Source organism: Desulfogranum japonicum DSM 18378 (genome assembly GCF_000429945.1).
Classification (GTDB): Bacteria; Desulfobacterota; Desulfobulbia; order Desulfobulbales; family Desulfobulbaceae; genus Desulfogranum; species Desulfogranum japonicum.
Genome location: NZ_AUCV01000025.1, coordinates 37788 through 64624, shown reverse-complemented (window position 1 = coordinate 64624; position 26837 = coordinate 37788). Strand labels below are relative to the sequence as shown.

Annotated in this window: 41 protein-coding genes; all 41 read right to left on the bottom strand. The window is 44.5% G+C overall.

The features are described 5' to 3' along the window. Nucleotides 1-10: 10 nt before the first annotated feature. Nucleotides 11-1726, bottom strand: a complete 1716-nt coding sequence (locus G493_RS0112225; protein WP_028580626.1) for a proline--tRNA ligase — start codon at nt 1724-1726, stop codon at nt 11-13. 97 nt (nt 1727-1823) lie between these two features. Beyond that, nucleotides 1824-2924, bottom strand: coding sequence for a flavodoxin-dependent (E)-4-hydroxy-3-methylbut-2-enyl-diphosphate synthase (gene ispG / locus G493_RS0112220; RefSeq protein WP_269746314.1), 1101 nt, complete (start codon nt 2922-2924; stop codon nt 1824-1826). Beyond that, entirely contained in the window at nt 2921-3643 is a 723-nt protein-coding gene (gene tsaB, locus G493_RS0112215) for a tRNA (adenosine(37)-N6)-threonylcarbamoyltransferase complex dimerization subunit type 1 TsaB (RefSeq protein WP_028580624.1), read from the bottom strand. The genes ispG and tsaB overlap by 4 nt, the downstream gene beginning before the upstream one ends. After that, nucleotides 3628-4713: an RIP metalloprotease RseP gene (gene rseP, locus G493_RS0112210; RefSeq protein ID WP_028580623.1), complete on the bottom strand. Its 1086-nt coding sequence runs from the start codon at nt 4711-4713 to the stop codon at nt 3628-3630. The genes tsaB and rseP overlap by 16 nt, the downstream gene beginning before the upstream one ends. Before the next feature lie 32 nt (nt 4714-4745). Beyond that, the gene (locus G493_RS0112205) at nt 4746-5918 is read right to left on the bottom strand and encodes a 1-deoxy-D-xylulose-5-phosphate reductoisomerase (RefSeq protein WP_028580622.1); all 1173 of its coding nucleotides are present in this window, start codon (nt 5916-5918) and stop codon (nt 4746-4748) included. Beyond that, the gene (locus G493_RS0112200) at nt 5915-6724 is read right to left on the bottom strand and encodes a phosphatidate cytidylyltransferase (RefSeq protein ID WP_028580621.1); all 810 of its coding nucleotides are present in this window, start codon (nt 6722-6724) and stop codon (nt 5915-5917) included. Before G493_RS0112200 ends, G493_RS0112205 begins: the two co-directional genes overlap by 4 nt. 5 nt (nt 6725-6729) lie before the next feature. Continuing rightward, nucleotides 6730-7500, bottom strand: coding sequence for an isoprenyl transferase (locus G493_RS0112195; protein ID WP_028580620.1), 771 nt, complete (start codon nt 7498-7500; stop codon nt 6730-6732). Then, nucleotides 7497-8054, bottom strand: coding sequence for a ribosome recycling factor (frr, locus tag G493_RS0112190; RefSeq protein WP_028580619.1), 558 nt, complete (start codon nt 8052-8054; stop codon nt 7497-7499). The genes G493_RS0112195 and frr overlap by 4 nt, the downstream gene beginning before the upstream one ends. Nucleotides 8055-8120: 66 nt before the next feature. Next, a complete protein-coding gene (gene pyrH, locus G493_RS0112185) occupies nt 8121-8831 on the bottom strand; it encodes a UMP kinase (RefSeq protein WP_028580618.1) in 711 nt (236 codons plus the stop codon). A 152-nt stretch (nt 8832-8983) separates the two neighbouring features. After that, complete coding sequence (gene tsf, locus G493_RS0112180) at nt 8984-9577, bottom strand: translation elongation factor Ts (RefSeq protein ID WP_028580617.1); 594 nt, start codon at nt 9575-9577, stop codon at nt 8984-8986. Between the two features lie 460 nt (nt 9578-10037). Then, nucleotides 10038-10811, bottom strand: coding sequence for a 30S ribosomal protein S2 (rpsB, locus tag G493_RS0112175; protein ID WP_028580616.1), 774 nt, complete (start codon nt 10809-10811; stop codon nt 10038-10040). A 196-nt stretch (nt 10812-11007) separates the two neighbouring features. Beyond that, entirely contained in the window at nt 11008-11766 is a 759-nt protein-coding gene (locus tag G493_RS0112170; RefSeq protein ID WP_028580615.1) for a YkgJ family cysteine cluster protein, read from the bottom strand. Between the two features lie 323 nt (nt 11767-12089). After that, nucleotides 12090-12482, bottom strand: a complete 393-nt coding sequence (gene rplQ / locus G493_RS0112165) for a 50S ribosomal protein L17 (RefSeq protein ID WP_028580614.1) — start codon at nt 12480-12482, stop codon at nt 12090-12092. A gap of 58 nt (nt 12483-12540) precedes the next feature. Further along, entirely contained in the window at nt 12541-13581 is a 1041-nt protein-coding gene (locus G493_RS0112160; RefSeq protein ID WP_028580613.1) for a DNA-directed RNA polymerase subunit alpha, read from the bottom strand. Nucleotides 13582-13602: 21 nt separating this feature from the next. Then, a complete protein-coding gene (rpsD, locus tag G493_RS0112155; RefSeq protein ID WP_028580612.1) occupies nt 13603-14232 on the bottom strand; it encodes a 30S ribosomal protein S4 in 630 nt (209 codons plus the stop codon). Between the two features lie 61 nt (nt 14233-14293). Then, nucleotides 14294-14692, bottom strand: a complete 399-nt coding sequence (rpsK, locus tag G493_RS0112150) for a 30S ribosomal protein S11 (protein WP_028580611.1) — start codon at nt 14690-14692, stop codon at nt 14294-14296. Between the two features lie 41 nt (nt 14693-14733). Then, on the bottom strand, nt 14734-15102 hold the full coding sequence (gene rpsM / locus G493_RS0112145) for a 30S ribosomal protein S13 (RefSeq protein ID WP_028580610.1): 369 nt from the start codon (nt 15100-15102) through the stop codon (nt 14734-14736). Nucleotides 15103-15140: 38 nt separating this feature from the next. Further along, the gene (gene rpmJ / locus G493_RS33005) at nt 15141-15254 is read right to left on the bottom strand and encodes a 50S ribosomal protein L36 (RefSeq protein WP_084813557.1); all 114 of its coding nucleotides are present in this window, start codon (nt 15252-15254) and stop codon (nt 15141-15143) included. Nucleotides 15255-15275: 21 nt separating this feature from the next. Next, entirely contained in the window at nt 15276-15512 is a 237-nt protein-coding gene (gene infA / locus G493_RS0112140; RefSeq protein ID WP_028580609.1) for a translation initiation factor IF-1, read from the bottom strand. 113 nt (nt 15513-15625) lie between these two features. After that, nucleotides 15626-16417: a type I methionyl aminopeptidase gene (gene map, locus G493_RS0112135; RefSeq protein ID WP_084813556.1), complete on the bottom strand. Its 792-nt coding sequence runs from the start codon at nt 16415-16417 to the stop codon at nt 15626-15628. An 8-nt stretch (nt 16418-16425) separates the two neighbouring features. Next, nucleotides 16426-17730: a preprotein translocase subunit SecY gene (gene secY / locus G493_RS0112130; RefSeq protein ID WP_028580607.1), complete on the bottom strand. Its 1305-nt coding sequence runs from the start codon at nt 17728-17730 to the stop codon at nt 16426-16428. 4 nt (nt 17731-17734) lie between these two features. Then, entirely contained in the window at nt 17735-18169 is a 435-nt protein-coding gene (gene rplO, locus G493_RS0112125) for a 50S ribosomal protein L15 (protein WP_028580606.1), read from the bottom strand. Between the two features lie 6 nt (nt 18170-18175). Continuing rightward, complete coding sequence (rpmD, locus tag G493_RS0112120) at nt 18176-18355, bottom strand: 50S ribosomal protein L30 (RefSeq protein ID WP_028580605.1); 180 nt, start codon at nt 18353-18355, stop codon at nt 18176-18178. A gap of 24 nt (nt 18356-18379) precedes the next feature. Further along, the gene (gene rpsE / locus G493_RS0112115; RefSeq protein WP_035274316.1) at nt 18380-18892 is read right to left on the bottom strand and encodes a 30S ribosomal protein S5; all 513 of its coding nucleotides are present in this window, start codon (nt 18890-18892) and stop codon (nt 18380-18382) included. Between the two features lie 46 nt (nt 18893-18938). Beyond that, the gene (gene rplR, locus G493_RS0112110) at nt 18939-19304 is read right to left on the bottom strand and encodes a 50S ribosomal protein L18 (protein ID WP_028580603.1); all 366 of its coding nucleotides are present in this window, start codon (nt 19302-19304) and stop codon (nt 18939-18941) included. Between the two features lie 26 nt (nt 19305-19330). Continuing rightward, nucleotides 19331-19870: a 50S ribosomal protein L6 gene (rplF, locus tag G493_RS0112105; RefSeq protein WP_028580602.1), complete on the bottom strand. Its 540-nt coding sequence runs from the start codon at nt 19868-19870 to the stop codon at nt 19331-19333. Nucleotides 19871-19897: 27 nt separating this feature from the next. Continuing rightward, nucleotides 19898-20296: a 30S ribosomal protein S8 gene (gene rpsH, locus G493_RS0112100; protein WP_028580601.1), complete on the bottom strand. Its 399-nt coding sequence runs from the start codon at nt 20294-20296 to the stop codon at nt 19898-19900. 87 nt (nt 20297-20383) lie between these two features. Further along, nucleotides 20384-20569 carry a type Z 30S ribosomal protein S14 gene (locus G493_RS0112095; protein ID WP_028580600.1) on the bottom strand — a complete coding sequence of 62 codons (186 nt, stop codon included), beginning with the start codon at nt 20567-20569 and terminating at the stop codon, nt 20384-20386. 48 nt (nt 20570-20617) lie between these two features. Next, nucleotides 20618-21160 (bottom strand): 50S ribosomal protein L5, encoded by a 543-nt coding sequence (gene rplE / locus G493_RS0112090; RefSeq protein WP_028580599.1) that lies wholly within the window; start codon nt 21158-21160, stop codon nt 20618-20620. 27 nt (nt 21161-21187) lie between these two features. After that, complete coding sequence (gene rplX, locus G493_RS0112085) at nt 21188-21526, bottom strand: 50S ribosomal protein L24 (RefSeq protein WP_028580598.1); 339 nt, start codon at nt 21524-21526, stop codon at nt 21188-21190. 50 nt (nt 21527-21576) lie between these two features. Further along, the gene (gene rplN / locus G493_RS0112080; protein ID WP_028580597.1) at nt 21577-21945 is read right to left on the bottom strand and encodes a 50S ribosomal protein L14; all 369 of its coding nucleotides are present in this window, start codon (nt 21943-21945) and stop codon (nt 21577-21579) included. A gap of 59 nt (nt 21946-22004) precedes the next feature. Further along, on the bottom strand, nt 22005-22259 hold the full coding sequence (rpsQ, locus tag G493_RS0112075; RefSeq protein ID WP_028580596.1) for a 30S ribosomal protein S17: 255 nt from the start codon (nt 22257-22259) through the stop codon (nt 22005-22007). A gap of 38 nt (nt 22260-22297) precedes the next feature. Continuing rightward, a complete protein-coding gene (gene rpmC, locus G493_RS0112070) occupies nt 22298-22483 on the bottom strand; it encodes a 50S ribosomal protein L29 (protein ID WP_028580595.1) in 186 nt (61 codons plus the stop codon). Beyond that, a complete protein-coding gene (rplP, locus tag G493_RS0112065) occupies nt 22480-22896 on the bottom strand; it encodes a 50S ribosomal protein L16 (RefSeq protein ID WP_028580594.1) in 417 nt (138 codons plus the stop codon). Before rplP ends, rpmC begins: the two co-directional genes overlap by 4 nt. A gap of 61 nt (nt 22897-22957) precedes the next feature. Beyond that, on the bottom strand, nt 22958-23608 hold the full coding sequence (gene rpsC, locus G493_RS0112060; protein ID WP_028580593.1) for a 30S ribosomal protein S3: 651 nt from the start codon (nt 23606-23608) through the stop codon (nt 22958-22960). Between the two features lie 54 nt (nt 23609-23662). Next, nucleotides 23663-23995 carry a 50S ribosomal protein L22 gene (rplV, locus tag G493_RS0112055; protein WP_028580592.1) on the bottom strand — a complete coding sequence of 111 codons (333 nt, stop codon included), beginning with the start codon at nt 23993-23995 and terminating at the stop codon, nt 23663-23665. A 33-nt stretch (nt 23996-24028) separates the two neighbouring features. After that, a complete protein-coding gene (gene rpsS / locus G493_RS0112050) occupies nt 24029-24304 on the bottom strand; it encodes a 30S ribosomal protein S19 (protein WP_028580591.1) in 276 nt (91 codons plus the stop codon). A gap of 17 nt (nt 24305-24321) precedes the next feature. Beyond that, nucleotides 24322-25143: a 50S ribosomal protein L2 gene (rplB, locus tag G493_RS0112045; RefSeq protein ID WP_028580590.1), complete on the bottom strand. Its 822-nt coding sequence runs from the start codon at nt 25141-25143 to the stop codon at nt 24322-24324. Between the two features lie 52 nt (nt 25144-25195). Beyond that, nucleotides 25196-25486, bottom strand: a complete 291-nt coding sequence (locus G493_RS0112040; RefSeq protein ID WP_028580589.1) for a 50S ribosomal protein L23 — start codon at nt 25484-25486, stop codon at nt 25196-25198. Next, the gene (rplD, locus tag G493_RS0112035) at nt 25483-26106 is read right to left on the bottom strand and encodes a 50S ribosomal protein L4 (protein WP_028580588.1); all 624 of its coding nucleotides are present in this window, start codon (nt 26104-26106) and stop codon (nt 25483-25485) included. The genes G493_RS0112040 and rplD overlap by 4 nt, the downstream gene beginning before the upstream one ends. Nucleotides 26107-26133: 27 nt before the next feature. After that, complete coding sequence (gene rplC / locus G493_RS0112030; RefSeq protein ID WP_028580587.1) at nt 26134-26766, bottom strand: 50S ribosomal protein L3; 633 nt, start codon at nt 26764-26766, stop codon at nt 26134-26136. Between the last annotated feature and the right edge of the window lie 71 nt (nt 26767-26837).

Sequence of the window (26837 nt, the reverse complement as noted above, 5' to 3'; positions counted from 1 at the left end):
CGCAATAGAATCAGACAAGAGCCTGATCTATGTTTTTTTCAAGGTACGCGACAGTTTCGGCATAGGCCATGGTCACGGTTTCACCTGTCTGACGGTGACGAATCTCAACGTCACCACTCTTTGCATAGGTTTTTCCGATTGTCACCCGTAAAGGAATACCAATGAGGTCAGCATCTTTAAACTTTGACCCCGGACGTTCATCTCGATCATCATAAAGAACGTCATAGCCTTTTGCCTGCAACTCCAGGTACAATTTTTCTGCAGCCTCACAGATGGCATCGTCTTTCAAACCAAGGTTCAGAATGACCACCTGGAATGGAGCTATTGGCATGGGAAAAATGATACCATTCTCATCATGATTCTGTTCTATGGCGGCAGCAACAACACGGCTAACGCCAATCCCATAGCAACCCATGACAAAGTGTTTTTCATTTCCTTCGCTGTCTTGGTATGTTGCCTCCATGGCTTCGGAATATCCGGTGCCAAGTTTAAAAATGTGTCCCACTTCTATGCCTTCGGTCAGTTGTAATGTCCCACGGCAGACTGGACAGCTGTCTTCTTCGGTAATCTGTCGGATATCACCAACATGCGCAGGGGTAAAGTCCCTGCCAGGTACAACATTCTTAACATGTGTTCCTTTTACATTAGCTCCTGTGATGCAAGTTGCCATGGCCATCACTTCCTGATCAGCAACAATGGTCAAATCCATTTTCACTGGTCCCAGGTAGCCTACAGGCAATTGTACACGCTTCCAGACGTCTTCTTCCGGAAGTGGTTCCACATCCGCTACGCCAAGGATATTTTTCAATTTTACAGATTGAACCTCACGATCCCCCCTGACCAACGCTGCAACAACCTGGTCATCCGCAATATACAACATCGTCTTAACCACATCGCAGGAAGAGACGCCTAAAAAGTCAGCCACCCGTTCCACTTTTTTCATACCAGGTGTATCCACCGTCTCCATGGCGGGCAGTGTATCGATATCTGCACAGCAGGCTTCAGGTGGGGCTATGGCTGCTTTTTCAACGTTAGCGGCATAACTGCATGCAGTACAGGTTACCAATGTATCTTCACCGGTTTTGGCAAGCACCATAAACTCGTGGGAAAAGGATCCTCCGATGGATCCACTGTCCGCCTCCACAGCTCGAAAATCAAGTCCGCAGCGTTCAAATATCTTGTAATACGCCTCTCGCATTCTTTCATAGCTTAACTCTGAAGCAGCATCGTCCGCGTCAAAAGAATACGCATCCTTCATGATGAATTCACGTCCCCGCATGAGTCCAAACCTGGGACGAATTTCATCGCGAAATTTTGTTTGAATCTGATACAGATTTACAGGTAACTGTCGATAGGAATGCAGTTCCTTACGGGCAATATCTGTTATAACTTCTTCATGGGTAGGTCCAAGACAGTAGTCACGACTGTGACGATCCTGAAAACGAAGCAACTCAGGACCATATTTTTTCCAGCGACCGGACTCCTGCCACAGATCACCTGGCTGTACCATTGGCATGAGAATTTCCTGGGCACCAGCCCTGTTCATTTCCTCACGTACAATTTCAGTTACTTTCTGTATAGCCATGAATCCCAAGGGCAGATACGTATAGACACCAGAAGTAAGCTTACGAATAAAACCGCCTCTCAGAAGAAGCTGATGACTGACGACTTCTGCCTCGGCAGGTGTTTCTTTAGTAGTTGGTAAGAGTAGTTGTGAATAACGCACTGCAATGCTCCATACGGTCTAATATTATCAGGCACCCTGTAACCAGTGACAAATATCCGGGTTAGCCGAGATTAACGGCTATCTCCATGGGTAGTTACTAACCGGCTTTATATTCCTGTTCCATCTTGTGTAATTCCTCGAGAAAAACTGTAAGCAACTCTTCTTCCGGCACTTTTTTAAAAATTTTTCCTTTTTTGAAAATGATCCCCACACCTTTACCACCGGCAATACCGATATCAGCCTCTCTGGCTTCACCCGGTCCATTTACCACACATCCCATTACGGCAACCTTCAGGGGAGCGACCATGGTCTGCAGATAGCGGTCTACTTCTTCTGCAAGGGGAAAAAGATCAATACGGGTACGACCACAGGTTGGACAGGAAATCAATTCTGGCCCACGCTCACGAATCCGCAGCGCACGTAACAGTTCCCAACCGACCTTCACTTCTTCTTCAGGATCCCGTGTGAGAGAAATACGAAAGGTATCACCTATCCCCTCATGAAGCAATATTCCCAGGGCGACACTGGATTTCACAGTACCTGCAATCAAACCACCGGCCTCGGTCACTCCAATATGCAAAGGGTAGTCGGTGAGACTGGAGAGTTTTCTATAGCCGCTAATGGTGGTCAGGGTGTCTGAAGATTTTATGGAAATTTTGATATCGTAAAAACCGTGTTTCTCGAGAAGAGCAACATTTCGCAAGGCACTGTTTATAAGAGCATCTGGGCATTCAGGTGAAGGGTAGCCGTGTGTTGCCAGCAGGTCTTTTTCAATGGAACCGGAATTCACCCCTACCCGAATAGGTACGTTGTGCTGTTGCGCAGCATCAATGACCAGTTGTAATTTTTCCTCGCCTCCCAGATTGCCGGGATTAATTCGAATGGCCTGGGCTCCGTTCTCCATAGAAGCTACAGCTAACCTTGCATCGAAATGAATATCTGCAATCAAGGGTAGAGAAATCTGATCGCGGATGGAACGAATGGAACGTGCTGCGTCAATATCCGGTACGGCCACTCTGATCAATTCACAACCAACACCTTGCAGGCGATGAATCTGTTCAACAGTGGAAGTGACATCAGCGGTATCGGTATTTGTCATGGATTGGATACTTATCGGAGCATCACCTCCGACAGCAACATCCCCAACCTGTATTTGACGCGTATGTTTTCTCAGGATCATACCATTCTCCCTACTCATTGCCCTTTGGCTGAATGCTGTTTCTTTTCCCTGTTTACCTGGGCTTCAGATGCTCGCACATAGCAGGGAACAAGGGAACCTGGTGTAGAAATACGATTTTCTGCAATCTGTTTTGCACCAAGAAAGCCAACCATACTGGCCCGTGGGTGAACGAGCCCCTGAGGAACACAATCAATATAAGGATGGTTTTGGAAAATTTCAGGATACGCCAAAATGCCCGGACCAACAAAGAGCGTAGGAGTATCTATCAGATCGGCCAACTCTTCGGGTCCCAAAGCCAGGGTATCTCCCTGTGGTGTGAGGTTCCCATCTACAAAACGGTACCTGGCCGCATAGACCTGGCCTTTTCTGGCATCAAGCAGACTGCAGACAGGACGTTCTGCCCCCCAGCATTGCCAGGCAAGGGTCTCCAGTGTCAAAACGCCGGTTAAAGGTCTCCCAGCAGCCATGGCTAAGCCCTTACCCGCAGCAAGACCTATCCGTAATCCCGTGAAAGAACCTGGTCCCAGACTCACAGAAACGGCATCAATATCCTGCCAACCCACTTCTGCGATGGTCATAATATGATCAACGAGCCCGAGCAGTCGCCTTGAATGGGTAATATTGGGGCGATGGGTATATTCGGCAACTACAGTACCATCCTGAAGATTTCCACGTGTCAATGCAACACTGCCACAGCCAGTCGATGTTTCAATGGAGAGAATCAGGAGGCCATCCACTCTTGTATTTTCCTTGCTATATCATTATAAAAAACGAACAACATCAGCGTGCCAAGCAAAGCAATACCGATTTTCAGGCTGATTTCCATGGCTCTATCCCCCAGAGGCTTCCGCCTGATTCCCTCCAAGGTTAAAAATACCAGGTGCCCGCCATCGAGTACCGGCACAGGAAGCAAATTCAACACAGCCAAATTAATACTGAGCAGTCCCATAAAGTTAAGGAGATGCAGCCAGCCTTCCTCCAACCGTTTTCCAGCTATCTCTGCAATGCGAATGGGACCACCGAGTTCACTGGCAGGCACAACGCGCTGCACCATTTTCCAGAGAAAGAGTACGGTCAGATAAGAATAGTTATAACTTTGGATACAGGCAGCTTTACTTGCTTCAAGGAACGAAGCGTCAACATAGTGCACGGAATCATCCCGCACAATCCCCAGCATGTAACGTTCTCCGATTTCCTCTTTAAAAATGTTCCTGTCTTTAAGGAGAGCAGGAATAGCAGTTATCTGCAGAGGATTTCCTTCCCTGCTGAGATCAAGTACCACGGGATCACCCTTACTCTCCTTGACATACTCGGCAACCTGTCTCCAACTGGTAGTCTCTTGACCGTTAATAGCATGAATAACGTCACCAGGCTGCAATCCTGCTTTTTCAGCAGGAGATTCAGACTGAACCTGCCCTATTATTGTATTATCAGTGAGTTCAGGTAAGCCAACAAAATAGAAAATAGCAAAAAAGGCCACGAGTGCAAAGATGATGTTAAAAAGTGGGCCTGCGAAAACGATGAAAAAACGCTGCCAAACCGGTTTATGTGAAAAAGACCGGTGCTGCTCGTTTTCGTTTACTGGGTCATCCTTCTGCTCCCCATACATCTTCACATACCCGCCAAGTGGAATGGCGCTGAGCAAATATTCGGTTTCTCCCCAAGTTCTGCCTATGATCTTATTGCCAAATCCCAGTGAAAACTTCAGGACTTTGACACCAAATAATTTGGCAAAGAGAAAATGACCGAATTCGTGAACAAATATCAGGACACCGAGAACAATGATAAAAGAAATTAAGGAGTACATAAATTCGTAAAGTCGGTGATGGAATTACAATATCATGAACGATCGCTGACTAGCTTTGCGATCGTCCGCTGCGCATGTTCCCGTGCTGTCTGATCTGCATGGAGGATAGTATTCAGATCCATATCGTCGGCAGGGGTGACAGCAGCCATTGCTGCTGCAACGATTTCAGGTATATCGGTAAACAGTATCCGCTCATGAAGAAAGGCATCAACGGCGATTTCATTTGCGGCATTCAACACTGCGGGTGTAACACCTCCCCTCTGTAGGGCTTCGAAAGCCAACGGGAGCGCCGGGAAGCGATCAAAATCAGGGTCTTCAAATGTCAGGTCATTACAGCGAACCAGATCCAGTTGGGAAAGTCCGAGCTGGAGACGCTCTGGATACGATAACGCATAGGATATGGGAATCTGCATATCTGGAATACCTAATTGGGCGACAACCGATCCATCCACATACTCCACCAGAGAATGTACAATGGATTGCGGGTGAACCACAACTTGAATCTGTTCCGGAGGTACGTCGAATAACCATCTGGCTTCAATCACCTCTAACCCTTTATTCATCAACGTCGCGGAATCAATAGATATTTTTTGCCCCATATTCCAATTGGGGTGAGCTAGTGCCTGGCCGGGAGAAACCCCTTGTAAATCCTCTTTGGGTAAAGTTCGGAAAGGACCACCTGAAGCAGTCAACAGTATGGTGTTGACATCCTGCCGCCTTCCGGCTTCGAGAGCCTGAAAAATGGCGCTATGTTCGGAATCGATAGGAAGAAGTCGAACCCCCATTTCAGAGACCCTATGCATAACCAGGCGTCCTGCCATGACTAAGGTTTCCTTATTGGCAAGGCCGATATCTTTCCCGGCATCAATGGCAGCTAGCGTCGGAACAAGCCCAACACTACCGACGACAGCTGTAATTACCATCTGGGCACATGCACTGGTAGCCGCAGCAACATTGCCCTCCATACCGACGTGCACTCTCTCTTGCAATCCAGGAGGAAGCAGTTGTCGAAGTGTATCGGCTAAGTCTTCACGTGCAATACTGATAATATCAGGCTGAAATTCCTTGGCCTGACTGGCCAGCAACTCCACCCTGCTTCCTGCAGTCAGTGCAGCTATACGATATCGCTCAGGATACCTCCGGACAATTTCAAGCACGTTTTGCCCAATGGAGCCAGTTGAGCCAAGAACACTGATAACCTTCATCCAATAACCCCGTATTGCAATAGATAATACAGTATCGGACCACTGAGCAGAAGGCTGTCAATGCGATCGAGGATACCGCCATGGCCACCAAGAATGGTGCCGGAATCTTTAATCTGAAATGAACGTTTTATAATAGATTCTGTAAGATCCCCACATACTCCAATCAATATAAGCACTATACAAGCTGGAAGAAAAAATAATGCTGTACGGGTATCGAACAACACAATCACTGCGACAGCAGCAGCCAGACTGCCGGTAATTACCCCGCCCAAGAGTCCTTCCACTGTCTTCTTCGGGCTGATAATAGGACATAATTTGCTTTTTCCAAAATTTTTACCGGCGTAATAGGCACCAGTATCAGAGCCGGCAGTCAATGCAAGAAGAACAATCAGCCACCCGGAACCATCTGTAAGACGTGCTGTAAGAATAAGATGTCCTAAGAGCAGGGAAATATAAGTAAGAGCAAACACACTGCTTCCCAGATAGGTATAGACCTGGCCGAACCAAGCTGTAAATGGGGTATACCAGCGAAAAGAAATGAGCACTATGCAAAGCAGCCCCATTACAAATGCTCCGATGAGAGCGTGCAGAGAACCGAAAAAAGCTCCAATGCAAGGAAGTAATGTTGCCAGAAAGGTTATTCCAAAAGCCACGCCCTTAAGTTCGGGCAAAAGAATGGCAAACAATTCACGTAGAGCAAGTGCAGCGACCACGGTTATAACCAGACTGATAACCAGACTGGCACCCCAGATGAGTAGGCCTAAACATCCTGCTCCCATAATCAGCCCCGGTATCAATCGCCCCACAATTTCTACTCCACCTGAAGTTGCGCACCGGTTTTACCATATCTGCGCTGTCTTTCATTAAAATGTACAATGGCTTCAATAAGCTGCTTTTTTCTGAAATCAGGCCATTTTACTTCTGTAAAATACAATTCTGCATAGGATGCCTGCCAGAGAAGAAAATTAGATAAACGGCATTCCCCTCCTGTCCTAATCAATAGATCCGGGTCAGGCTGACCAGCAGTGTACAAAGCATCGTCGAGCGATTGTTCATCAATCTCATCTGGAGATATTTCTCCATTCATACATTTCTTTGCCAGCTCACGAATACCACGGATCAGTTCAGCGCGCCCCCCATAACTGAGGGCGAGGTTCAGTGTCATTCCCGTACAGTTCTGGGTCTCCTCGATGGTTTGTTCTAGAATGGCACCAACATCGGCAGGCAATCGTTTTTTTTGACCAAGACATTGAAGCCGAATGTTATTGGTCCGCATAGTATTCAGTTCTGCACGCAAATAGGTCTTTAACAGCGACATCAAACCAGAGACTTCACCATCTGGACGCTTCCAATTTTCAGTGGAAAAAGCATACAGAGTTAAATACCGTACCCCTATTTCCCTTGCAGTCTCGACAATATCCCTTACAGAATCGACTCCGGCCTTGTGCCCGAATAATCTGGGGCGATGTCTAGCCTCAGCCCAGCGACCATTGCCATCCATAATAATGGCAATATGCTGCGGAATAGTCATGTCTGAAGACAGCTGAGCATTATGTTGTACTTTCTCACTGCGGGACATCATACTTCCATAACTTCTTTCTCTTTTCCTGCAACAATTTCATCAATTTGCTTGATATAACTGTCTGTGGCTTTTTGGGCATCTTCCTGCATACGAAACATATCGTCTTCACTGATTTCCTTATCTTTTTTCATTTTTTTCAGTGAGTCGTTAGCGTCCCTTCGCACATTTCGAATGGCCACCTTAAATTCTTCGCCGATTTTCTTGACTTGCTTGACGAGATCTTTGCGTCGTTCTTCGGTAAGGGGCGGAATGGTTAGACGAATGACATTCCCGTCATTTGCAGGAGTTAGTCCGAGGTCTGAGGCAAGTATAGCCCTTTCAATGGCTGGCAACATCTGAGGGTCCCAGGGTTTTATGGCGATCATATTTGATTCGGGAATGGTCAGCGTGCCAACTTGCTCAAGGGGCATAGGTGAGCCATAGGCATCAACTCTAATGCTGTCCAATAAAGACAATGAAGCACGTCCGGTTCGAATTTTGACCAATTCCCGCTTTAGGGCATCTACACTGCTTTCCATTTTGTCTTGAATTTGATCAAACATCTCACTCGACATATTCTCTTCTCCTCAAAAGTTATTTTTCCACAAATTGTGCGCAATGCATATACCTGAGTACCACAATCACTCCGCGGAAATGAGAGTACCTACGCTTTCTCCAATTGCCGCCCGTACTATATTCCCTTCTGTTTTCATGTTAAATACCAAGATTGGCAAGGAGTTATCCTTGGCAAGGGATATTCCGGCAGCATCCATTACCCGTAAATCCTCTTTTAAAACCCTGGAGTAGGTCAAGGATGTGTAACGTTTGGCCTGAGCGTTTTTCTCAGGATCAGAATCATACACGCCGTCAACCCTGGTAGCTTTCATAACGACATTTGCCTTAATTTCCAATGCCCTGAGCACGGCAGCAGTATCAGTAGTGAAATATGGATTACCGGTTCCGGCTGCAAAAATTACGACTCTTTTACGTTCCAGATGCTCAACGGCCTTAACACGTTCATACGGTTCACAGACATTGAGCATGGTGATTGCAGACATTACCTTACACGGTATACCAATATTTTCGAGCCCATCCTGAATGGCTAGGGAATTCATAACAGTTCCCAGCATCCCCATGTTGTCAGCGGAACTCCGATCCATTCCACTGGCTGCCCCAGCTACACCACGAAAGATATTACCCGCACCAACAACAAGGGCAAGCTCAATTCCTTGATCAGTAACTTTTTTTATCTCATTGGAGAGAAATCGAATCATATCAGTGCTGATTCCATATGACCCGTCACCCATAAGGGCCTCGCCACTTATTTTTAAGAGGATTCTCTTAAATGTCATTGTCTTTACCTGGTAGTCTGTTAGAAAAAGTGAGATGGTGCCATCTCAAGGTCAGGTTGCTGCAGATTCGCTATGACGAGTCTGTACAATGCGCCCCCTCGGGATGACGTTATTCCCGAGGGAGTGGATGTGTTTACTTCGAGTAAAACAGTTTATTCGCCAATCTGAAAGCGGCTAAATTGTTTAATTGAGATATTTTCACCCATTTTCGCAATGAGCTCATTCAGTTTATCCTGAACGCTCAGGTCTGGGTCTTTGACGTATTTTTGTTCAAGCAGACAAATTTCACCGATATATTTTTCAATTTTACCGGTGACTATTTTTTCAACAATCTGCTCAGGCTTACCTGATTCCAGAGCCTGCTTGGTATAGATTTCTCGCTCTCGTTCAATCAATTCAGCAGGTACATTATCCCGACTTACAGAAACAGGATTCACTGCTGCGATATGCATGGCAATATCTTTGGCAAACGCCTTAAAATCATCGGTTTTGGCAACAAAGTCGGTTTCACAGCCTACTTCAACCATAACGCCTAATTTACCACCGCCATGAATATATGCCTCAACAACACCTTCGCTGGTAGCGCGGTCAGCACGCTTGGCTGCAACGGCTAAACCTTTTTGACGAAGGAGATCTATGGCTTTTTCCATATCTCCGTCGGTTTCAGTAAGAGCCTTTTTACAGTCCATCATACCTGCATTGGTCTTGTCGCGCAGCTCTTTGACCATTTGGCTTGTAATTTTCACTTTGTGTCTCCTTCTCTTTGTATATTGTGCAGGGTGAACCATCTGGTTCACGTTGAGCGACGATAAATAAATTCGCAAGTGCCTGTAAGTTACTTATTTCGAATTTTACTGAAAAACTTTCTGTTATCCAGGTGTGTTCAGCCAAAAGAGTGGCCCCTCATAGGAAAAGATGCCAGAGACAACAATCCCTAGTAATTACCGACAATTACATTCTTCCTGAAATTTTCGTATACAGACTGGTCCAACATAATAGACATACGCGGACAACCTGCTCTCAGAAAGATAGAGCGCACTGTGAACAGTTAACAAAAAATTGGCATTTCAACAAATTGAGAAATAGTCCCCAACAAGTATCATGAAAAATCCGAACAAACCGCAGTGGAGCACAAACTAGACACCAAGAAGGGCCAAGCTTGCTTGGCCCTTCTTATGCGAAACAGAGTAATGTCAAATCGTAGTTTTATGCTTCAGAGGCCTGTTCCGCAGATTCATTAGTATCGGTCGACATTGCAGCTTCCATTTCATCAATGTCAGCTACGGTCTCCTCGCCTCTCTTTTCTTTACCTTCGAGGACAGCCTGTGAAATTAATGATGTAATAAGCTTAATTGCTCGAATAGCATCATCATTACCGGGAATAAGATAATCAACACCGTCAGGGTTACAGTTGGTATCAGTTAACGCAACAACCGGAATACCCAGTTTTTTTGCTTCACTTACTGCAATGTCCTCTTTGTTAGGATCTATAACAAAAATGAGATCTGGTTGGGATCGCATATTCTTGATACCACCGATGTTGCGGTCCAGTTTTATGCGCTCTTTTTCCATTTGCAGAATTTCCTTTTTGGGAAAACGATTTATGGTACCATCTTCCTGCATGGATTCAATTTTTTTCAGCCGTTCTATGGAATTTTTAATGGTCTGAAAATTGGTCAGCATACCTCCCAACCACCTGTGGTTGACAAAATACATCCCACAGCGTTGAGCCTCTTCCTTGATTATGCTCTGTCCCTGTCTTTTGGTGCAGACGAAAAGAATATTACCACCGTCTGCGACACAATCCAAAATCTGCGCATATGCCTTCCTGAATAACTTCATGGTTACATCAAGGTTAATGATGTAAATACCATTTCTTGGCCCATAGATATAGGGTTTCATTTTAGGGTTCCAACGGCGGGTTTGATGACCGAAATGCAAACCAGCCTCAAGCATTTGTCGCATGGTAACTTGAGCCATAATTTCTCCTTGAATTTTGGTTATTCCTCCATCCCTATCCCCAATCTCCGCAAGAGACACCAATGGGGGGGGCAGCGGGATGTGTGTAGTACGTGCTCTACATCGAGCACTCAATAAAACTATTTAGGCTATCATATAATAAGAAAAAACACAACCTTTCAATAAAAATATCTGACTTAGCACCTAGAATCAGGGATTAACGCCTAATCAACTGACTTTTCCCCCCAAGTATTGCAAGCAACCATTGGTAGCCGAAAAGCAATAACGCATCATCATTTCGCCGCAATCGCTGTTTAGTGGCTTTATCAACTCGATACTGTTGTATGATTTGGTGTTCTTTAACATATTGCCTAAAAGCGTCTATATTATAGCACACCATGAAGGCGAGCTGTTGCAAGGGGCCGGCATGGCCTTCTCCTTTCCAGGGATTAGTAGCAAAAAAAGCATCCATTTCAGCCCAAAGATCATTCTGCAGATTATATTCGTGCAATCCTTGATCCCGCTCCCATTGTTTCACAGTATAAGTTCTCTCTTCATCATGTCCCTTACAGTAAGGGTGATGGGTCAAAAAATAATGAACCTTTAATGCCTTTGACTGAGGAGATCGCTCTACTCCCCTTTCAAGGGGATATGTCCTGCATGCCGATGGTCTATCAAGATAGACACTACATCCGGAGTCTTCGAGAAAGGGACATGGTTTACCTTCAGTCTCCCTAAGTTGTAGCATTAAACCAGGAAAGAAAGGATGGCTACCTTCACTGATCCGAGTATATTTTTGCAGAATTTCTTCAGATGAAATATTCAGTCTCTCCTTTAGTCGCAACAAATCATATGGATACAAGAACATATCCACATTGTGACAACAGGTGAGAAAACAACTGACTTGGGGATGACAATGGAAATGAAATGGACCACCTTTAATGGTGGTACGTTTATGAAAATCTTGGTTCTCCATCGTTGATAATTTAGTTTAAAGGGCTGTGGTTAAAGGACACCAACTTATACGCGTTGTATCTTCACAGTTGTATGCCTGCTTTAAATACCATAAAAATGCTGTTGTGCCACGTGCACTATAACTGGTTGACTTTAACATTTACATGGAAAGAATCAGAAATTAATCAAGCGGCTATACAACAAAAAATTCCTAGGAATTAATAATATACAGAATGATATCCACATGGCAACATGTCAAAGAAAAGAGAGACAGGAAAAGCCATAAAAAAAGGCTGGTATGAAAACTCATACCAGCCTCAAACAAAAGCGACACACACGAAAACGTTATGCTTCGGTAGCATCATCCATGGAGATGGAATCGTTGTAATCCACAAGTTCAACGATGGCCATTGGGGCTGCATCTCCCTGCCTGAAACCTGTGCGGATGATTCTTGTGTATCCTCCCTGACGATCAGCATATTGCTGAGACAGTTCATCAAACAATTTTGCCACTACATCACGGGACCGTATATAAGCAAACGCCTGACGTTTAGCGTGCAGATCACCGCGTTTTCCAAGGGTGATCATTTTTTCCGCCATCCGACGTGCTTCCTTGGCTTTAGGCACTGTGGTGACAATTCTCTCATGCTCCAGCAGAGAGGTAACCATATTGCGAAGCATAGCCTTACGATGCGAGGTGGTCTTTCCGAGTTTACGACCAGCTTTTCTATGTCTCATTATCCTATCCTTTTGTCAATCATCAGCCAAAAGTGCTTAATCCAACCAGACTGTGGAATCACTCTTCTGCGCTGTCCTCTCGTTTGTCAGGAGATACCCAACCTTCTATTTTCATGCCAAGAGTGAGATCATGTTCGGAAAGCAGAGCCTTAATTTCATTGAGTGATTTCCGACCAAAATTCTTGGTTTTAAGCATCTCGGCATCGGTACGCTGGACCAGTTGCCCAATATATTGAATCTGTGCATTTTTAAGGCAATTGGCAGAACGTACAGATAACTCCAGATCCTCGACATTTTTATCAAGAAAAGGAGGGTAATTCGCACTTTCGTTATCAGACTCACTTTTGTCAGGAGCTTTGGCCTGTTCTTCATTAAAATTAATGAATATGGTCATCTGCTCTTTCAGGATTTTAGCAGCGTACGCCAGAGTATCCTGAGGTGTGACACTTCCATCGGTTTCGATTTCAAGAGTCAATTTGTCGTAATCAGTCTTTTGTCCGACGCGCGCTTGACTAACAACATACTGTACACGAACAATAGGTGAAAAGATGGCATCAATAGGAATTACTCCTATAGGCTGATCTTCTTTCTTGTTCATTTCAGCAGGCACATATCCCTTACCCCACTGAACTTCTAGCTCAGCACGGAAAGTGGTATCTGTGGTGATTGTGCAGATATGTTGCTCGGGATTCATGACATCAACATGAGGTGCCCCGTTAATATCTCCTGCAGTTACTGCGCCTGGACCAGTTTTTTCTATGACAACCGTATGTCCTTCAGGTCCATTCAATTTCAGTCGAACCTGTTTTAAATTCAGAATGATATCAGCGACATCTTCCTGTACACCATTCATACTGGTGAACTCATGAAGGGCATTATCAATTTTCACGGAAGTGATTGCTGCACCTCGAATGGAAGACAGCAATATCCTTCGCAATGAGTTGCCTATAGTGGTGGCAAAACCACGTTCAAAAGGCTGACAGACGAATTTGCCATACTGTTCAGTATGGGTTTCATCATTAACCTCAAGTCGTTCAGGCGTGATAAGATTGTGCCAATTTTTGTAAAAGGGATTTGTATCCCGTATTTCCTGTGCCATGCAGTACCTGATTGCTTATGGTTACTTGGAGTAAAGCTCAACAATGAGCTGTTCCTGAATAGGCAAGGTAATCTCTTCCCTATTTGGCAATGCTTTCACTGTACCTTGCATGTTATTCTGGTCAAGCTCGAGCCAACTGGGAATGCCGCGACGTACTGCACCCTCTATGTTGTCGGTGATTAATGCATTTTTACTGCTTTTTTCTTTCAGCTTAATGATGTCACCGGGAGCGACCTGAAAAGAGGGTATATTTACTTTTTTACCATTTACGATAAAATGATTATGCCGTACTAGTTGTCGAGCCTGTGTTCTTGAACTCGCGAAACCTAATCGGTACAATGCATTGTCAAGCCGTCTTTCAAGCATGATCAACAGATTTTCACCTGTTACGCCTTTAGCACGATCGGCACGCTCAAAATATCGACGAAATTGACCTTCAAGCATCCCGTACATTTGCTTAACTTTCTGCTTCTCTCGAAGCTGAATAGCGTAGTCAGACATTTTCCGGAACCGATTCTGTCCATGTTGTCCGGGTGCATATGCTCTTCTCTCGAAAGCACATTTATCAGAATAGCAGCGATCTCCCTTGAGATACAATTTCACGTTTTCACGCCTGCACATTCTGCATGATGATCCAGTATATCTAGCCAACTTTTACCTCCGTAAATAATGCCGACCAATGATTCAATGTCAGCGCTGTCTCTAATAGCAGTTATACTCTTCTGCGTTTTGGTGGTTTACAGCCGTTGTGAGGCAGAGGTGTGACATCGACGATTCGGCTCACATCAAGCTCTACAGTCGTCAGTGCTCTGAGAGCGGCTTCTCGACCAGGTCCTGGACCTTTAACGTGCACTTCCACTTTCCTGAGACCGTGTTCTTTTGCTTTGGCAACTGCGTCACTTAGTGCATTTTGTGCTGCAAAAGGAGTTGACTTTCTTGATCCTTTAAACCCTATAACACCTGCAGTAGACCAAGCTATGGCATTACCCTGCCTGTCGGTAACGGTAACGATAGTGTTATTAAATGTAGAATAAATGTAAATAATCCCTTCGGGTACGTTCTTTTTCTCGCGGCGTTTTGCCTTTCCAGCCGCTTTACCAGCTTTAGCCATTGTATCTCCGTATAGTCTTCAAAAAGCTGCTATATATTAACTTATTTTTTACGTACAGCTGCGCCGCGACGTGGTCCTTTTCTGGTTCGGGCGTTGGTTTTGGTACGCTGTCCTCGACATGGTAAACTTCTACGATGACGTCGACCTCGGTAGCACCCCAGATCCATGAGACGTTTGATGTCCATGGAAATTTCCCGGCGTTTATCACCCTCTACAGTGTAATCACTTTCAATGATCTGCCTGACTCGGGTAACATCATCAGCACTAAGATCATCACTATTCATTTGATATGGCAAATCAGCCTTATCAAGGATTTGGCGAGCACTGGTGAGACCTATGCCGTATATGTAGGTCAGCGCTCTGTCCATATGTTTATTGCGTGGCAAATCCACTCCAGCTATACGTGCCAAAATAGTTCTCCCTGATTATAAATCGTACCCTGTTAAAGTTAACCTTGTCGTTGTTTATGCTTTTTAATTTTGCAGTTAACTCGAACAACGCCTTTTCTTTTTAAGATTTTACAATTACTGCACATCTTTTTCACTGATGCCCGTACTTTCATTGTTGCTTCCCGCCTGCTGAATTATTTCTTGCCCTTGCCGCCTTTGGCACGAAAAGTAACTCTCCCCCTTGTCAAATCATATGGGGACAATTCAATGGTTACCCGATCCCCCGGCAAAATCTTAATATAATGCATACGCATTTTACCGGAGATATGCGCGAGGACTTTGTGGCCATTATCTAACTCAACACGAAACATCGCATTGGGCAATGGCTCAATGATCGTTCCTTCTACTTCAATGGCTTCTTCTTTTGCCATAGACCAAACCCAATTCTTTCGATTTTCGGCCCAAAAACTGTCTATTATACATAGTTGAAAAAGTATTTCAACAGTTTTCTAGACCGAGTTAGTCAATACCTACCCTATTTTGCTCACTTCGGTGGCAATGAGCCTAATTTGCTGAGTATAGCTGGTCCTGTACTGGTAACCGCAACTGAATGCTCAAAATGAGCAGACGGTTTACGGTCAGCAGTAACCACAGTCCATTGATCCTTGAGCACCTTAACCTTACCGGTTCCCATATTGACCATCGGCTCTATAGCTAGAACCATCCCCTCTTTCAACCGGGGTGAAGACTGACGCTGGACATAATTGGGTACCTCAGGGGCTTCATGCAGTTCTGAACCAATACCATGCCCGACGAACTGTTTAACCACCGAAAACCCCATTTTCTCAACATATTCCTGAACTGCCCGGGAAACGTCTGAAACACGATTCCCGACAACCATCTGTTCTATCCCATATTGGAGAGCTTGCTCTGTTACTGTGAGCAGTTCCGCTACCTTATGGTTGATGTTACCACATGCGATGGTAACGGCGGAATCACCATAAAACCCTCTAAACAAGGTGCCAAAATCAACGGAGACAATGTCACCTTCTTTAAGTATAGTTTTTTTGGAAGGTATACCGTGCACAACCTGTTCATTCACAGAGACACATAAGCTTCCTGGAAATCCGCGATATCCTTTAAATGCTGGTTCTGCTCCATGATCCCTGCAATATTCCTCAGCAAGTTGGTCAAGAAACAGAGTGCTCTTCCCTGGAGCTACGCTTGACTGAAGTAAATCAAGGACACCGGCTACTATTTGGTTAGCCTGCCACATGATTTCCAGTTCTTCCGCAGTCTTTATAGTGATTGCACGATGTGATCCGGAGTCATTCAAAATATTCCTCAACGCCGTCCTCGAATTCGACCTGCCTTCATGAATCCGTCATAATTGCGCATTACCATATGGGATTCAATTTGCCCTATTGTATCAATTGCAACACCAACAACAATTAACAATGCAGTACCACCGAAGTAAAATGGCACATTAAACTTGGAAATAAGGATAGTTGGCATTACACAAATGACACTGAGATATATGGCACCAACAACTGTTAACCTGGTCAACACCTTGTCTATAAATTCCGCTGTACGCTTACCTGGGCGAATACCAGGAATAAAGCCGCCATTTTTCTTAAGATTTTCAGCAACATCGTCAGGCTTAAAAGTGACGGCTGTATAGAAAAAACAGAAAAAGACGATCATACCTGTATAGAGAATGTAATAATAAACCGTCCCAGGAGATAACGCTGCAGAAACCCTCTGCACCCATTCTATCTGGATGAATGATCCAATTGTCGCAGGAAACATCATAATTGATGAAGCGAAAATAGGCGGGATAACACCTGAAACGTTTATTTTAAGCGGAAGATGACTGGCTTGACCTCCATATACCCTATTCCCGACTACACGTTTAGCATATTGGATAGGAATTTTTCGTTGGGCAGTCTCAGCAAAAATAATGAATCCAACAATGGCGATCATCGCTGCGAGCATAACAGGAACAAAAATCACAGGAAGAGCGCCGGTTTTAACCATTTCTATGGTTTGTCCGATTGCATTCGGCATTCGAGCTACGATACCTGCAAAAATTATGAGCGATATACCGTTACCGATCCCACGTTCGGTCATCTGTTCACCCAACCACATGATAAATGCAGTACCGGATGTCAGTGTGAGGACGGTCATTAATTTAAATTGGAGACCAGCTTCAAGTACAATTGGACTTCCACTGGGGCTATGCATACCTTCCAAGCCACTGGCAATAAAGAATCCCTGAATGAGAGAAAGGGCTACAGTACCATATCTAGTATACTGTGTAATCTTTCGTCTACCAGCTTCTCCTTCTTTAGATAGAGCTTCTAATTGTGGTATGACAACGGTAAGCAACTGGATAATGATCGATGCTGAGATGTAAGGCATTATGCCTAACGCAAAAATAGAAAAGTTCTCCAGTGCTCCACCAGAGAACATATTAAACATCCCAAAAAGTGTGCTTGCGTTCGCAGCGAAAAACTCCTGAAGCGCACCACCATTTATTCCAGGAGTGGGGATTTGAACACCCATCCTGTACACAAAAAGCATAAAGAGAGTGAACATCACTCTCTTTCGCAACTCTGGGATATTAGCAGCGCCGGCTAATCCACTCATCTGATTACTCCTTTACGGTTCCACCAGCAGCGGCAATTAACTCGGCAGCGCCTTTACTTACTTTATCAACATCCACCGTGATTGACTTTGTAATCCTTCCGTTAGCCAAAACTTTCACAGGTTTGTCACCTTTTACCAGCCCGGCTTCAAGTAATGCAGCCTTATCAACGACGGCACCGCTTTCAAAAGTATCAAGCTGGCTCAGGCTAATAATATCAAAAACCGTTTTGAACACGTTGGTAAAACCACGCTTGGGCAATCTTCGATGCAATGGCATCTGGCCACCCTCAAAACCTGGAGCCATGGAATAACCAGACCTGGACCGGGCACCTTTGTGACCCCTACCTGAGGTTTTGCCTAATCCGCTACCGTGACCACGACCGACACGTTTTTTATTCTTTCGTGACCCTGGAGCGGGAGCGAGTGTATTAAGTTTCAGCATGACCTATTCCTCCACTGTAATGAGATGTCTAACCTTGGCGATCATGCCCTGGATCTCTGGGGTATTTTTTCGAACAACTGTTTTGTGCATCTTGGTGAGACCAAGACCAACTAAGGTTGCCCTGATCTTTTCATTACTGCCTATGCCGCTTTTGACCTGTGTCAAAGTAACTGTATCGCTCATGATATTCCTGTATCTCCTGGTAGCTTAGGCGACCATTTCTTCAACTTTCAAACCGCGCAGTTTAGCTATCTGTTGTGCAGAGCGTAATTGACGTAATCCGTCAATGGTGGCTTTAGCCAGGTTATGCGGATTATTAGATCCCAGACACTTTGTCAATATATTCTGTACTCCAGCTGCCTCAAGCACTGCGCGAACAGCTCCACCTGCAATAACTCCGGTACCATCTGCAGCTGGTTTCAACAAAACACTGCCAGATTTGAACTTTCCGGTGATCTGATGTGGGATAGATACATCGGTAAGCGGTACAGGTGCCATATCTCTTCGTGCTTTTTCAATGCCTTTACGAATGGCTTCAGGCACCTGGTTAGCTTTACCTAGACCATAACCTACCTTGCCTTTACCATCACCGACAACTACGATGGCACTGAAACTGAACCGACGACCACCTTTCACAACCTTGGCGACGCGATTAATAAATACAATTTTTTCGATGAGCTCTTCTTGGTTTCCCTCTTTAGCTCGTTTAAAATCAGCCAAGAAACACCCCCGTAGGATAGTTTTTGTTCATGTTATAGTGGTTAGCTCAGAATTGGAGACCTGCTTCACGAGCACCGTCTGACAACGCTTTAACTCGACCATGGTAAATATAACCTCCACGATCAAAAACTACGTTATTTATGCCAGCAGACTGTGCTTTGTGTGCGATAGCCTCACCAATCTTTTTGGCCTGGGCTATCTTGTCGGCACCACTTTCAACTTCAAAATCCTTATCGAGTGATGAAGCGGAAACTAAAGTTGCCTTTTTAATATCATCTATAATCTGCACGTATATATGCTTATTACTTCTGAACACGCGCATTCTTGGTTTCTCAGGTGTCCCTACTATTTTTTTACGAATACGCTTTATTCTTTTTTGCCGTGCAGTAACTTTTGGGTTTGTTTTTGCCATGATGTTACTCTTTGATTTACCTGAAATTATTTAGCACCAGCTTTACCGACCTTACGAACGATATGCTCATCGATATACCTGATCCCCTTACCTTTGTAAGGTTCAGGTTTACGTATATCACGAATGCGTGCCGCTGTTAACCCTACAAGTTCTTTATCAATTCCACGAACTGTAATCTTGTTATCTTTGTCCACATCGGCACTGATGCCGTCAGGAAGATCAAATTCAACGGGATTTGAATAGCCTACGTTCAACGTCAGTTTATTACCAGCAATAGACGCCCTGTAACCAACCCCTTCTACGGCAAGCTTTTTCTCAAACCCTTGATCAACACCAATGACCATGTTATTCAACAGCGATCGGGTCATACCCCAAAAGGCCATTACCTGTTTACTGTTACCTTTAGGTTGTAAAACAATCTGCTCAGATTCAGCCTGACAGTCGATCTCAGGTCGGATGTTACGCTCAAGGGAACCTTTAGGCCCGGTAACCTTAACATGAGTACCTTTTATCTCTACCTTAACACTTCCTGGTACAGGAATAGGTTGCTTTCCAATTCTGGACATTTTCAGCTCCTTGCAATTAAAAGACTCTTACCACACCTGGCAAAGTAATTCGCCACCGATGTTACGAGTCCGGGCTTCACGATCAGTTATAACGCCTGCGGAAGTGGATAAAATACATACACCAAGACCACTCATGATCTTTGGAATCCTATCACTCTTGCTGTACTGACGAAGACCTGGTTTGCTGATTCGCTGTATACCTGTGATCACAGTCTCATTGTTTGGACCATATTTCAGATCGATTTTCAGAGTACCCTGTACTCCTTGCTCGATAATCTGATAATCGGTGATGTAACCCTCTTCCTTGAGTACACGGGCAACGTTTACCTTTGTTTTGGACAGTGGCATCTCCACTGAAGCGAACCGAGCTTTCACACCATTTCTGATTCTGGTCAGCATATCTGCCAGTGGATCACTCATAGACATTGAAATATCCTCATTAAAAAGCTTATCTGGTATTAATTATAGCAACAAATCAGTGTTTAAAAGCAGTTTATTAATGGCCTGAGTCGTTTACCAGCTGGACTTTGTGACACCTGTGATTTCGCCCTGCGAAGCAAGCTTACGAAAACACAGTCTGCAAATACCAAATTTTCTAATAAAAGCTCTGGGACGTCCACAAAGCGGGCAACGGTTGTATGAGCGAACCTTAAATTTTGGTTTACGCTTTGCTTTGGCAATGAGAGATTTTTTTGCCACTGCTTCCTCCTGATACCTATTGTTTACAAATCTTGATTGTTGACTCTGTTATTTCTTTTTAAAAGGCATGCCCAATGCTGCAAGCAAGGCGCGCCCTTCATCGTCATTCTTCGCAGAAGTAACTATTGTGATGTTCAATCCACGAATTTTGTCGATTTTATCGTAATCAATTTCAGGAAAAATAATGTGTTCGGCAATGCCCATAGAGTAGTTGCCACGACCATCAAATCCCTTTGTAGAAACCCCGCGAAAGTCCCTAACACGAGGCAACGCAATGTTGATTAATTTAGACAAAAAATCAAACATTCTTTCATGGCGTAAGGTCACACGGGCACCAATAGGCATTCCTTCACGCAATTTGAAGGTAGCTATTGATTTTTTAGCTCGTGTCACTACCGCCTTCTGTCCGGCGATTAAGGTCAACTCTGCTGCTGCATTTTCAACACTTTTCGGGTTCTGAACGCCCTCGCCAATACCCATATTGAGGATAACTTTCTCAACTTTAGGTATTTCCATCACATTGGTGAACTCAAACTCCTTCTGGAGCTGATCTTTGAGTTCATTGTCATAGTATTCTTTTAATGTAGCCATTGTTCGCTCCGTAAACAGTCAGAACCGTTACTTTTTAGATGTTTCCAATGTAGCCCCGCACCCTTTACAGATTCGCACTTTGTTGCCATCTTCAAGGAACTTTTTACCGATCCGTACTGTCTCTGTGCATTCTGGGCATACGAGCATCACATTACTGACGTGGATGGGAGCCTCGCGTTCAATTATCTGCCCAGGCTGTGTTGCATCCATGGGTTTCTGATGCTTTTTAATCATATTGATCCGTTCAACTACTACTTTATTATTGGAACGGTCAACTTTGAGTATTTTACCGACGCGACCTTTATCTTTTCCCGCGATAATTTCTACTTGGTCGTCTACTCTAAGACTGGTATTTCCCTGCCGCATTGTAATTCCTCATTTCCCTCTATTTTTATCTATCGCCCAGGAGACCAAGTTTACAGTACTTCCGGCGCAAGGGATATTATCTTCATAAAACCGAGACCGCGTAATTCACGGGCTACCGGCCCAAAGATACGTGTCCCGATTGGCTCTCCGCTGTTGCTGAGTAACACAGCCGCATTCTCATCAAATTTGACGCTAGTATCTTCAGGACGGCTGAGTTCTTTTTTGGTCCGTACAATTACCGCATCGAGAACATCACCCTTCTTGACCTTAGCATGGGGAATAGCCTCTTTAACAGTGACGACAATAATATCACCTATGCTGGCGTACCGTTTGCGTGTTCCGCCAAGTACCCTGATACACAGCACCTTCTTAGCACCGGAGTTATCGGCTACGTTTAATATGGTTTCGGTTTGAATCATGGTTCTACCTGCTCTACAATTTTATACAGTCGTTTCTACCGGGAAGATCTATGCACCGATTAAATAGATCGTTCAACAATCGACCGTACAAGCCATCGCTTATTTTTGGAAAGTGGTCTGCACTCTTCGATCAGTACGGTATCCCCAATGTTGCACGAATTTGACTCGTCATGGGCCATGTATTTCACATTGCGTCTGATGTATTTGCCGTAGAGCTTATGGCGAACCTTACGTTCAACCAAGACAACAACGCTCTTGTCCATTTTATTGCTGATTACTGACCCCTGACGGGTTTTTTTTGTCTTTTCTGCCATCGATCTATCCCTGTAAACTTTTTAAGCTACCAACTGTATTATCTTTTCTCTGCAATGACTGTCTGGATTCGGGCTATATCCTTGCGGAGTTGTCCTAATCTTGCCGGGTTTTCAAGCCTTCGGATGCCATGCTGGAATTTCAGCTTAAAAAGATCTTCTCGTATATCTTTCTCTTTGCTGAGTAGATCTTCGAGATTCATTTCACGCATCTCTTTAATTTTCATATCGTCTCTCTCTTGGTCACAACCTTTGTGGGAAATGGCAGCTTGTAACTAGCGAGTTTGAGTGCCTCTACAGCCAGCTGTTCAGGTACTCCTTTCAATTCATAGAGCACTTTTCCAGGACGAATGGTAGCAACCCAGTACTCAGGAGAACCTTTACCCTTACCCATACGTGTTTCTGCAGGCTTTTTGGTAATGGGCTTATCAGGAAAAACACGGATCCAGAGTTTACCACCACGTTTAATCTTTCGGTTGATGGTAATACGCGCAGCTTCAATATGTTGAGCTGTCATGCGCCCACAGCCTACAGCTTTGAGGGCATAGTCACCAAAGGATATGTCTGAACCACGATAGGCGGCTCCCCGCATCCTTCCTTTATGTTGTTTTCTATGTTTAACTTTACGTGGGCTTAACATGTTTCTTTACCTATTTTACAGTATGAATAGTAAGGTCTGATAACAAGATGTAAATTGCCAATTATTCAGCAGCTGCTACTTCCTGCTCTTCTAGAACTTCACCCTTGAAAATCCATACCTTTACGCCGATTATACCGTACGTCGTTTTAGCTTCTGCAGTCCCGTAGTCGATGTCAGCACGGAGTGTATGTAATGGCACACGTCCTTCTTTAAACCATTCTGTACGAGACATCTCAGCACCACCGAGGCGCCCGGAGCATGATATCTTAATGCCCTGTACGCCGAAACGAAGAGCAGAATTGATAGCCTTTTTCATTGCCCTTCTAAAAGCAATTCGACGCTCAAGCTGCATAGCGATATTTTCAGCTACAAGTTGTGCATCAGCTTCAGGACGGCGAACCTCTTGGATATCAATCAGACAGGGTCTCCCGAATTTGTGCTCAAGGTCTTTCTTCAGGCTTTCAATTTCAGCGCCTTTTTTCCCAATAACAATCCCTGGTCTGGCGGTGAACAGTTTAACCTTAATTTTTTCTCCGGTTCTTTCAATCACGATACGGGCAACGCCGGCGTGATATAACCGTTTTTTTAGATACTTGCGAATAAGTTGATCTTGATGAAGATTACTCGCATAGTCCTTATCCGCGTACCAGATAGATTCCCAAGAGCGGGTAATATTTAACCGCAATCCAATGGGATTGACTTTTTGACCCAAGGTGATCCTCCGTTCCTTCTAACGTTTTATCTCAATATTGGTTAGAAAAAGTTCTTAATTCTCATCAACGACAACGGTGATGTGACTTGTCCTTTTTAATATTCTTGTAGCCCGGCCTTGAGCTCTTGGTCGGAATCGTTTGAGCATAGGCCCCCCGTCAACAAGTATTTCCTTGACGTACAGGGTATCAACATCAATGCTGTCATTTTGATCAGCATTGGCCACAGCAGACTCAATGACTTTTCTGAGTATGCGAGCAGCTTTTTTTGGCATAAACCTCAGAGTGGTAACAGCATTGTCGACATTCATACCGCGGACAACGTCAGCAACCAATCTCGCCTTCTGTGGTGAAATCCGAATATATTTTGCGACGGCTTTTGTTTCCATCGTATAACTCCTTAGAGATCGGTACAGTCTTAACTATTTGCGACCTTTTTTATCTGCAGCGTGTCCAAAGTAGGTCCGGGTAGGTGAAAATTCGCCAAGTTTATGTCCTACCATATTTTCTGAGACATAAACCGGTATAAATTTCTTGCCGTTATGTACTGCAAATGTCAACCCTACCATCTCAGGAGTGATGTCAGATCTTCTGGACCAGGTCTTGATAACTTTACGAGAACCAGACTCCTGAGCAGCAGCCACTTTTTTCATGAGATGATCATCTACAAAGGGACCCTTTTTAACTGAACGAGCCATTTCCCTTCCTCCTATAATTACTTACGCTTGGTGACAATGTCTCGATCAGAAGCTTTCTTCTTCCGAGTCTTGAATCCTTTAGTCGGCATACCCCAGGGAGAAACAGGATGACGTCCACCGGAACTTTTACCTTCACCACCGCCCATGGGGTGATCAACCGGGTTCATAGCAACACCGCGAACGGAAGGTCTCTTGCCTTTCCACCGGGTTCTGCCTGCTTTACCTAGTTTTTGACTGTTATATTCGCTGTTTCCTACCTGGCCAATACAAGCTCTGCAATCTTTATGAAACCTTCTTACTTCTCCGGAAGGTAATTTCACCAGAACATGATTGCCATCCTTAGCCATCAGCTGTGCTGCTGCACCAGCTGAACGTACCAGCTGTGCACCTTTACCAATCTTCATTTCAATATTATGAATAATGGTACCCAAAGGGATGTTGATCATCGGTAGACAATTGCCTGGTTTGATATCAACGTCAGCACCTGCAACAATGGTATCACCTACTGCAATTCCATTTGGGGCAAGTATATAGGTCTTTTCTCCATCTGCGTAGGTGAGCAGTGCGATATGGGCGGACCTGTTAGGATCATACTCAATAGAAATAACCTTTGCAGGAACAGAAGTCTTATTGCGCTTCCAGTCTATCAAGCGGTATTTGCGTTTGTGGCCACCGCCTTTATGGCGAGCAGTTATACGGCCATAACTGTTTCGTCCACCTGATTTCTTAAGCGGTCTAAGCAAGCTTTTTTCAGGCCCATCCTCAGAAAGGTAATCCTGATGAACGGAAACATAATGACGTTTTCCAGGGGATGTCGGTTTATGGGTTTTAATTGCCATTGTATATCCTGTTATCTTGTATCTTCAGGGGTAACCTTAGGTACGACTGGACTTAAAGTTCTTCAAGAAAATTAATTTCACCCTCTGAAAGGGTGACATATGCCTTTTTCCAATCGCTGGTTTTACCTATGGATTTAATACCTACACGCTTTTTCTTGCCGCGTACGGAAGCTGTACGAACGTCCGCTACTTTTACATTAAACAGTTGTTCAACAGCGCTTTTAATTTCAATCTTGTTCGCAGCCTTAGCTACTTTAAACGCAACGGTTCCCTGGGTTTCCTGCAACAAATTGCTTTTTTCTGTCAAACAGGGCCCTTGTATGACTTCATAGAGTACCTTCATACCAACAACCTCTCTTCAATCTTAGCAATGCTGTTTTGCACAAGCATAAGTTTAGAGTACTTCAAAATGTCATATACGTTCAGCCCCGCGACCGGGAGGACTTTATATCCTGTGGCATTTCTTGAAGATTTAGATGCTGTTTCATCATTATCCATGGTGATTACCAAGCAATCATCGAACTGAAAATTACCCATCACAGTTACAAAATCCTTGGTTTTAATCTCGTTTAATCCAAGATCTTCAACTACAACCAGATTGCCTTCGCTCAATCTTGCACTTAAGGCCATTTTCAGCGCCAGACGTTTAACCTTCTTTGGCATACTGTAGCTATAATCCCTGGGTTTAGGCCCAAAAACCGTACCACCGCCACGCCAAACTGGTGAATTCCTGGTTCCGGAACGAGCACGTCCTGTTCCTTTCTGTCTCCATGGCTTTGCACCACCACCACGAAGTTCACCACGGGTTTTTGTACTTGCATTTCCTGAACGTCTGTTTGCCCTTTGCATGCAAACAACTTCGTGCAAAATACCAGTATTTACCTCTACTGCAAACAGAGCGTCATTGAGTTCTACCTCACCAACTTTCTCTGCCTGATTATTTACAACATCACATACTGCCATGAGTATCTCCTTAAGAGCAGCCTTGGGTTATGCTTTAGTGTAGATACTTATCAAACCGTTCTTTGCCCCAGGGATTGTACCTTTTATAAGGATGACATTATCTTCTTCCCTGATGTCAACGATAGTAAGATTCTTTTGCGTAACCAGAGCATCACCCATATGACCTGGAAGCTTCTTGCCCTTAACAACACGTGACGGCCAAGCACTACAGCCGATAGAACCTGGTGCTCGATGAAAGCCAGACCCGTGTGAAGCCTTACCACCGGCAAATCCGTGTCTTTTCATTACACCCTGGTAACCCCTACCTTTGGACTTACCAGATATATCAACGGAATCCCCAATTTTGAGCAGTTCACTTGCAGTGATCTCCTGACCCAATTCGTATTCGCCTGGATCAGTTACACGAAATTCCTTGATATGATAAAACCCTTTACCGCCAGAACGTTTAAAATGTCCCGCTTCAGGTTTGTTCATTCTACTGGTTTTCTTTTCCAGAAAACCAACTTGAATGGCATTATAGCCTTCCTTGTCGGTAGTCTTTTTCTGCAGAATGGTACAGGGACCGGCTTCAACAACGGTAACAGGTATAGATCTACCGTGCTCGTCATACACACGTGTCATACCAATCTTTCGGCCCAGAATTCCTTTTGTCTTCGGCATTGTTCTACCCGTATTCAAATAATCACTAGTGGATCTAATAATCTTTTTTCGACCAACCCCAATGAAACACC

Coding starts and splice junctions, on each gene's coding strand:
- rplF (WP_028580602.1), bottom strand. CDS start 19,870: ATGTCCAGAATTGGAAAGCAACCTATTCCTGTACCAGGAAGTGTTAAG.
- infA (WP_028580609.1), bottom strand. CDS start 15,512: ATGGCAAAAGAAGAAGCCATTGAAGTAGAAGGAACGATCATTGAGCCA.
- rplB (WP_028580590.1), bottom strand. CDS start 25,143: ATGGCAATTAAAACCCATAAACCGACATCCCCTGGAAAACGTCATTAT.
- secY (WP_028580607.1), bottom strand. CDS start 17,730: ATGAGTGGATTAGCCGGCGCTGCTAATATCCCAGAGTTGCGAAAGAGA.
- rplN (WP_028580597.1), bottom strand. CDS start 21,945: ATGATTCAAACCGAAACCATATTAAACGTAGCCGATAACTCCGGTGCT.
- ispG (WP_269746314.1), bottom strand. CDS start 2,924: ATGAGTAGGGAGAATGGTATGATCCTGAGAAAACATACGCGTCAAATA.
- G493_RS0112195 (WP_028580620.1), bottom strand. CDS start 7,500: ATGATGTCCCGCAGTGAGAAAGTACAACATAATGCTCAGCTGTCTTCA.
- G493_RS0112170 (WP_028580615.1), bottom strand. CDS start 11,766: ATGGAGAACCAAGATTTTCATAAACGTACCACCATTAAAGGTGGTCCA.
- rpsK (WP_028580611.1), bottom strand. CDS start 14,692: ATGGCTAAAGCTGGTAAAGCGGCTGGAAAGGCAAAACGCCGCGAGAAA.
- rplX (WP_028580598.1), bottom strand. CDS start 21,526: ATGCGGCAGGGAAATACCAGTCTTAGAGTAGACGACCAAGTAGAAATT.
- rpsB (WP_028580616.1), bottom strand. CDS start 10,811: ATGGCTCAAGTTACCATGCGACAAATGCTTGAGGCTGGTTTGCATTTC.
- rplE (WP_028580599.1), bottom strand. CDS start 21,160: ATGGCTACATTAAAAGAATACTATGACAATGAACTCAAAGATCAGCTC.
- rpmD (WP_028580605.1), bottom strand. CDS start 18,355: ATGAGCGATACAGTTACTTTGACACAGGTCAAAAGCGGCATAGGCAGT.
- rplQ (WP_028580614.1), bottom strand. CDS start 12,482: ATGAGACATAGAAAAGCTGGTCGTAAACTCGGAAAGACCACCTCGCAT.
- rseP (WP_028580623.1), bottom strand. CDS start 4,713: ATGTACTCCTTAATTTCTTTTATCATTGTTCTCGGTGTCCTGATATTT.
- rpsH (WP_028580601.1), bottom strand. CDS start 20,296: ATGTCTATGAGTGATCCACTGGCAGATATGCTGACCAGAATCAGAAAT.
- rpmJ (WP_084813557.1), bottom strand. CDS start 15,254: ATGAAAGTACGGGCATCAGTGAAAAAGATGTGCAGTAATTGTAAAATC.
- rplV (WP_028580592.1), bottom strand. CDS start 23,995: ATGGAAACAAAAGCCGTCGCAAAATATATTCGGATTTCACCACAGAAG.
- rplC (WP_028580587.1), bottom strand. CDS start 26,766: ATGCCGAAGACAAAAGGAATTCTGGGCCGAAAGATTGGTATGACACGT.
- G493_RS0112160 (WP_028580613.1), bottom strand. CDS start 13,581: ATGGCACAGGAAATACGGGATACAAATCCCTTTTACAAAAATTGGCAC.
- rpsS (WP_028580591.1), bottom strand. CDS start 24,304: ATGGCTCGTTCAGTTAAAAAGGGTCCCTTTGTAGATGATCATCTCATG.
- rpmC (WP_028580595.1), bottom strand. CDS start 22,483: ATGAAAATTAAAGAGATGCGTGAAATGAATCTCGAAGATCTACTCAGC.
- rpsQ (WP_028580596.1), bottom strand. CDS start 22,259: ATGGCAGAAAAGACAAAAAAAACCCGTCAGGGGTCAGTAATCAGCAAT.
- G493_RS0112040 (WP_028580589.1), bottom strand. CDS start 25,486: ATGAAGGTACTCTATGAAGTCATACAAGGGCCCTGTTTGACAGAAAAA.
- frr (WP_028580619.1), bottom strand. CDS start 8,054: ATGTCGAGTGAGATGTTTGATCAAATTCAAGACAAAATGGAAAGCAGT.
- pyrH (WP_028580618.1), bottom strand. CDS start 8,831: ATGACATTTAAGAGAATCCTCTTAAAAATAAGTGGCGAGGCCCTTATG.
- rplD (WP_028580588.1), bottom strand. CDS start 26,106: ATGGCAGTATGTGATGTTGTAAATAATCAGGCAGAGAAAGTTGGTGAG.
- rplR (WP_028580603.1), bottom strand. CDS start 19,304: ATGGCAAAAACAAACCCAAAAGTTACTGCACGGCAAAAAAGAATAAAG.
- rplP (WP_028580594.1), bottom strand. CDS start 22,896: ATGTTAAGCCCACGTAAAGTTAAACATAGAAAACAACATAAAGGAAGG.
- G493_RS0112205 (WP_028580622.1), bottom strand. CDS start 5,918: ATGAAGGTTATCAGTGTTCTTGGCTCAACTGGCTCCATTGGGCAAAAC.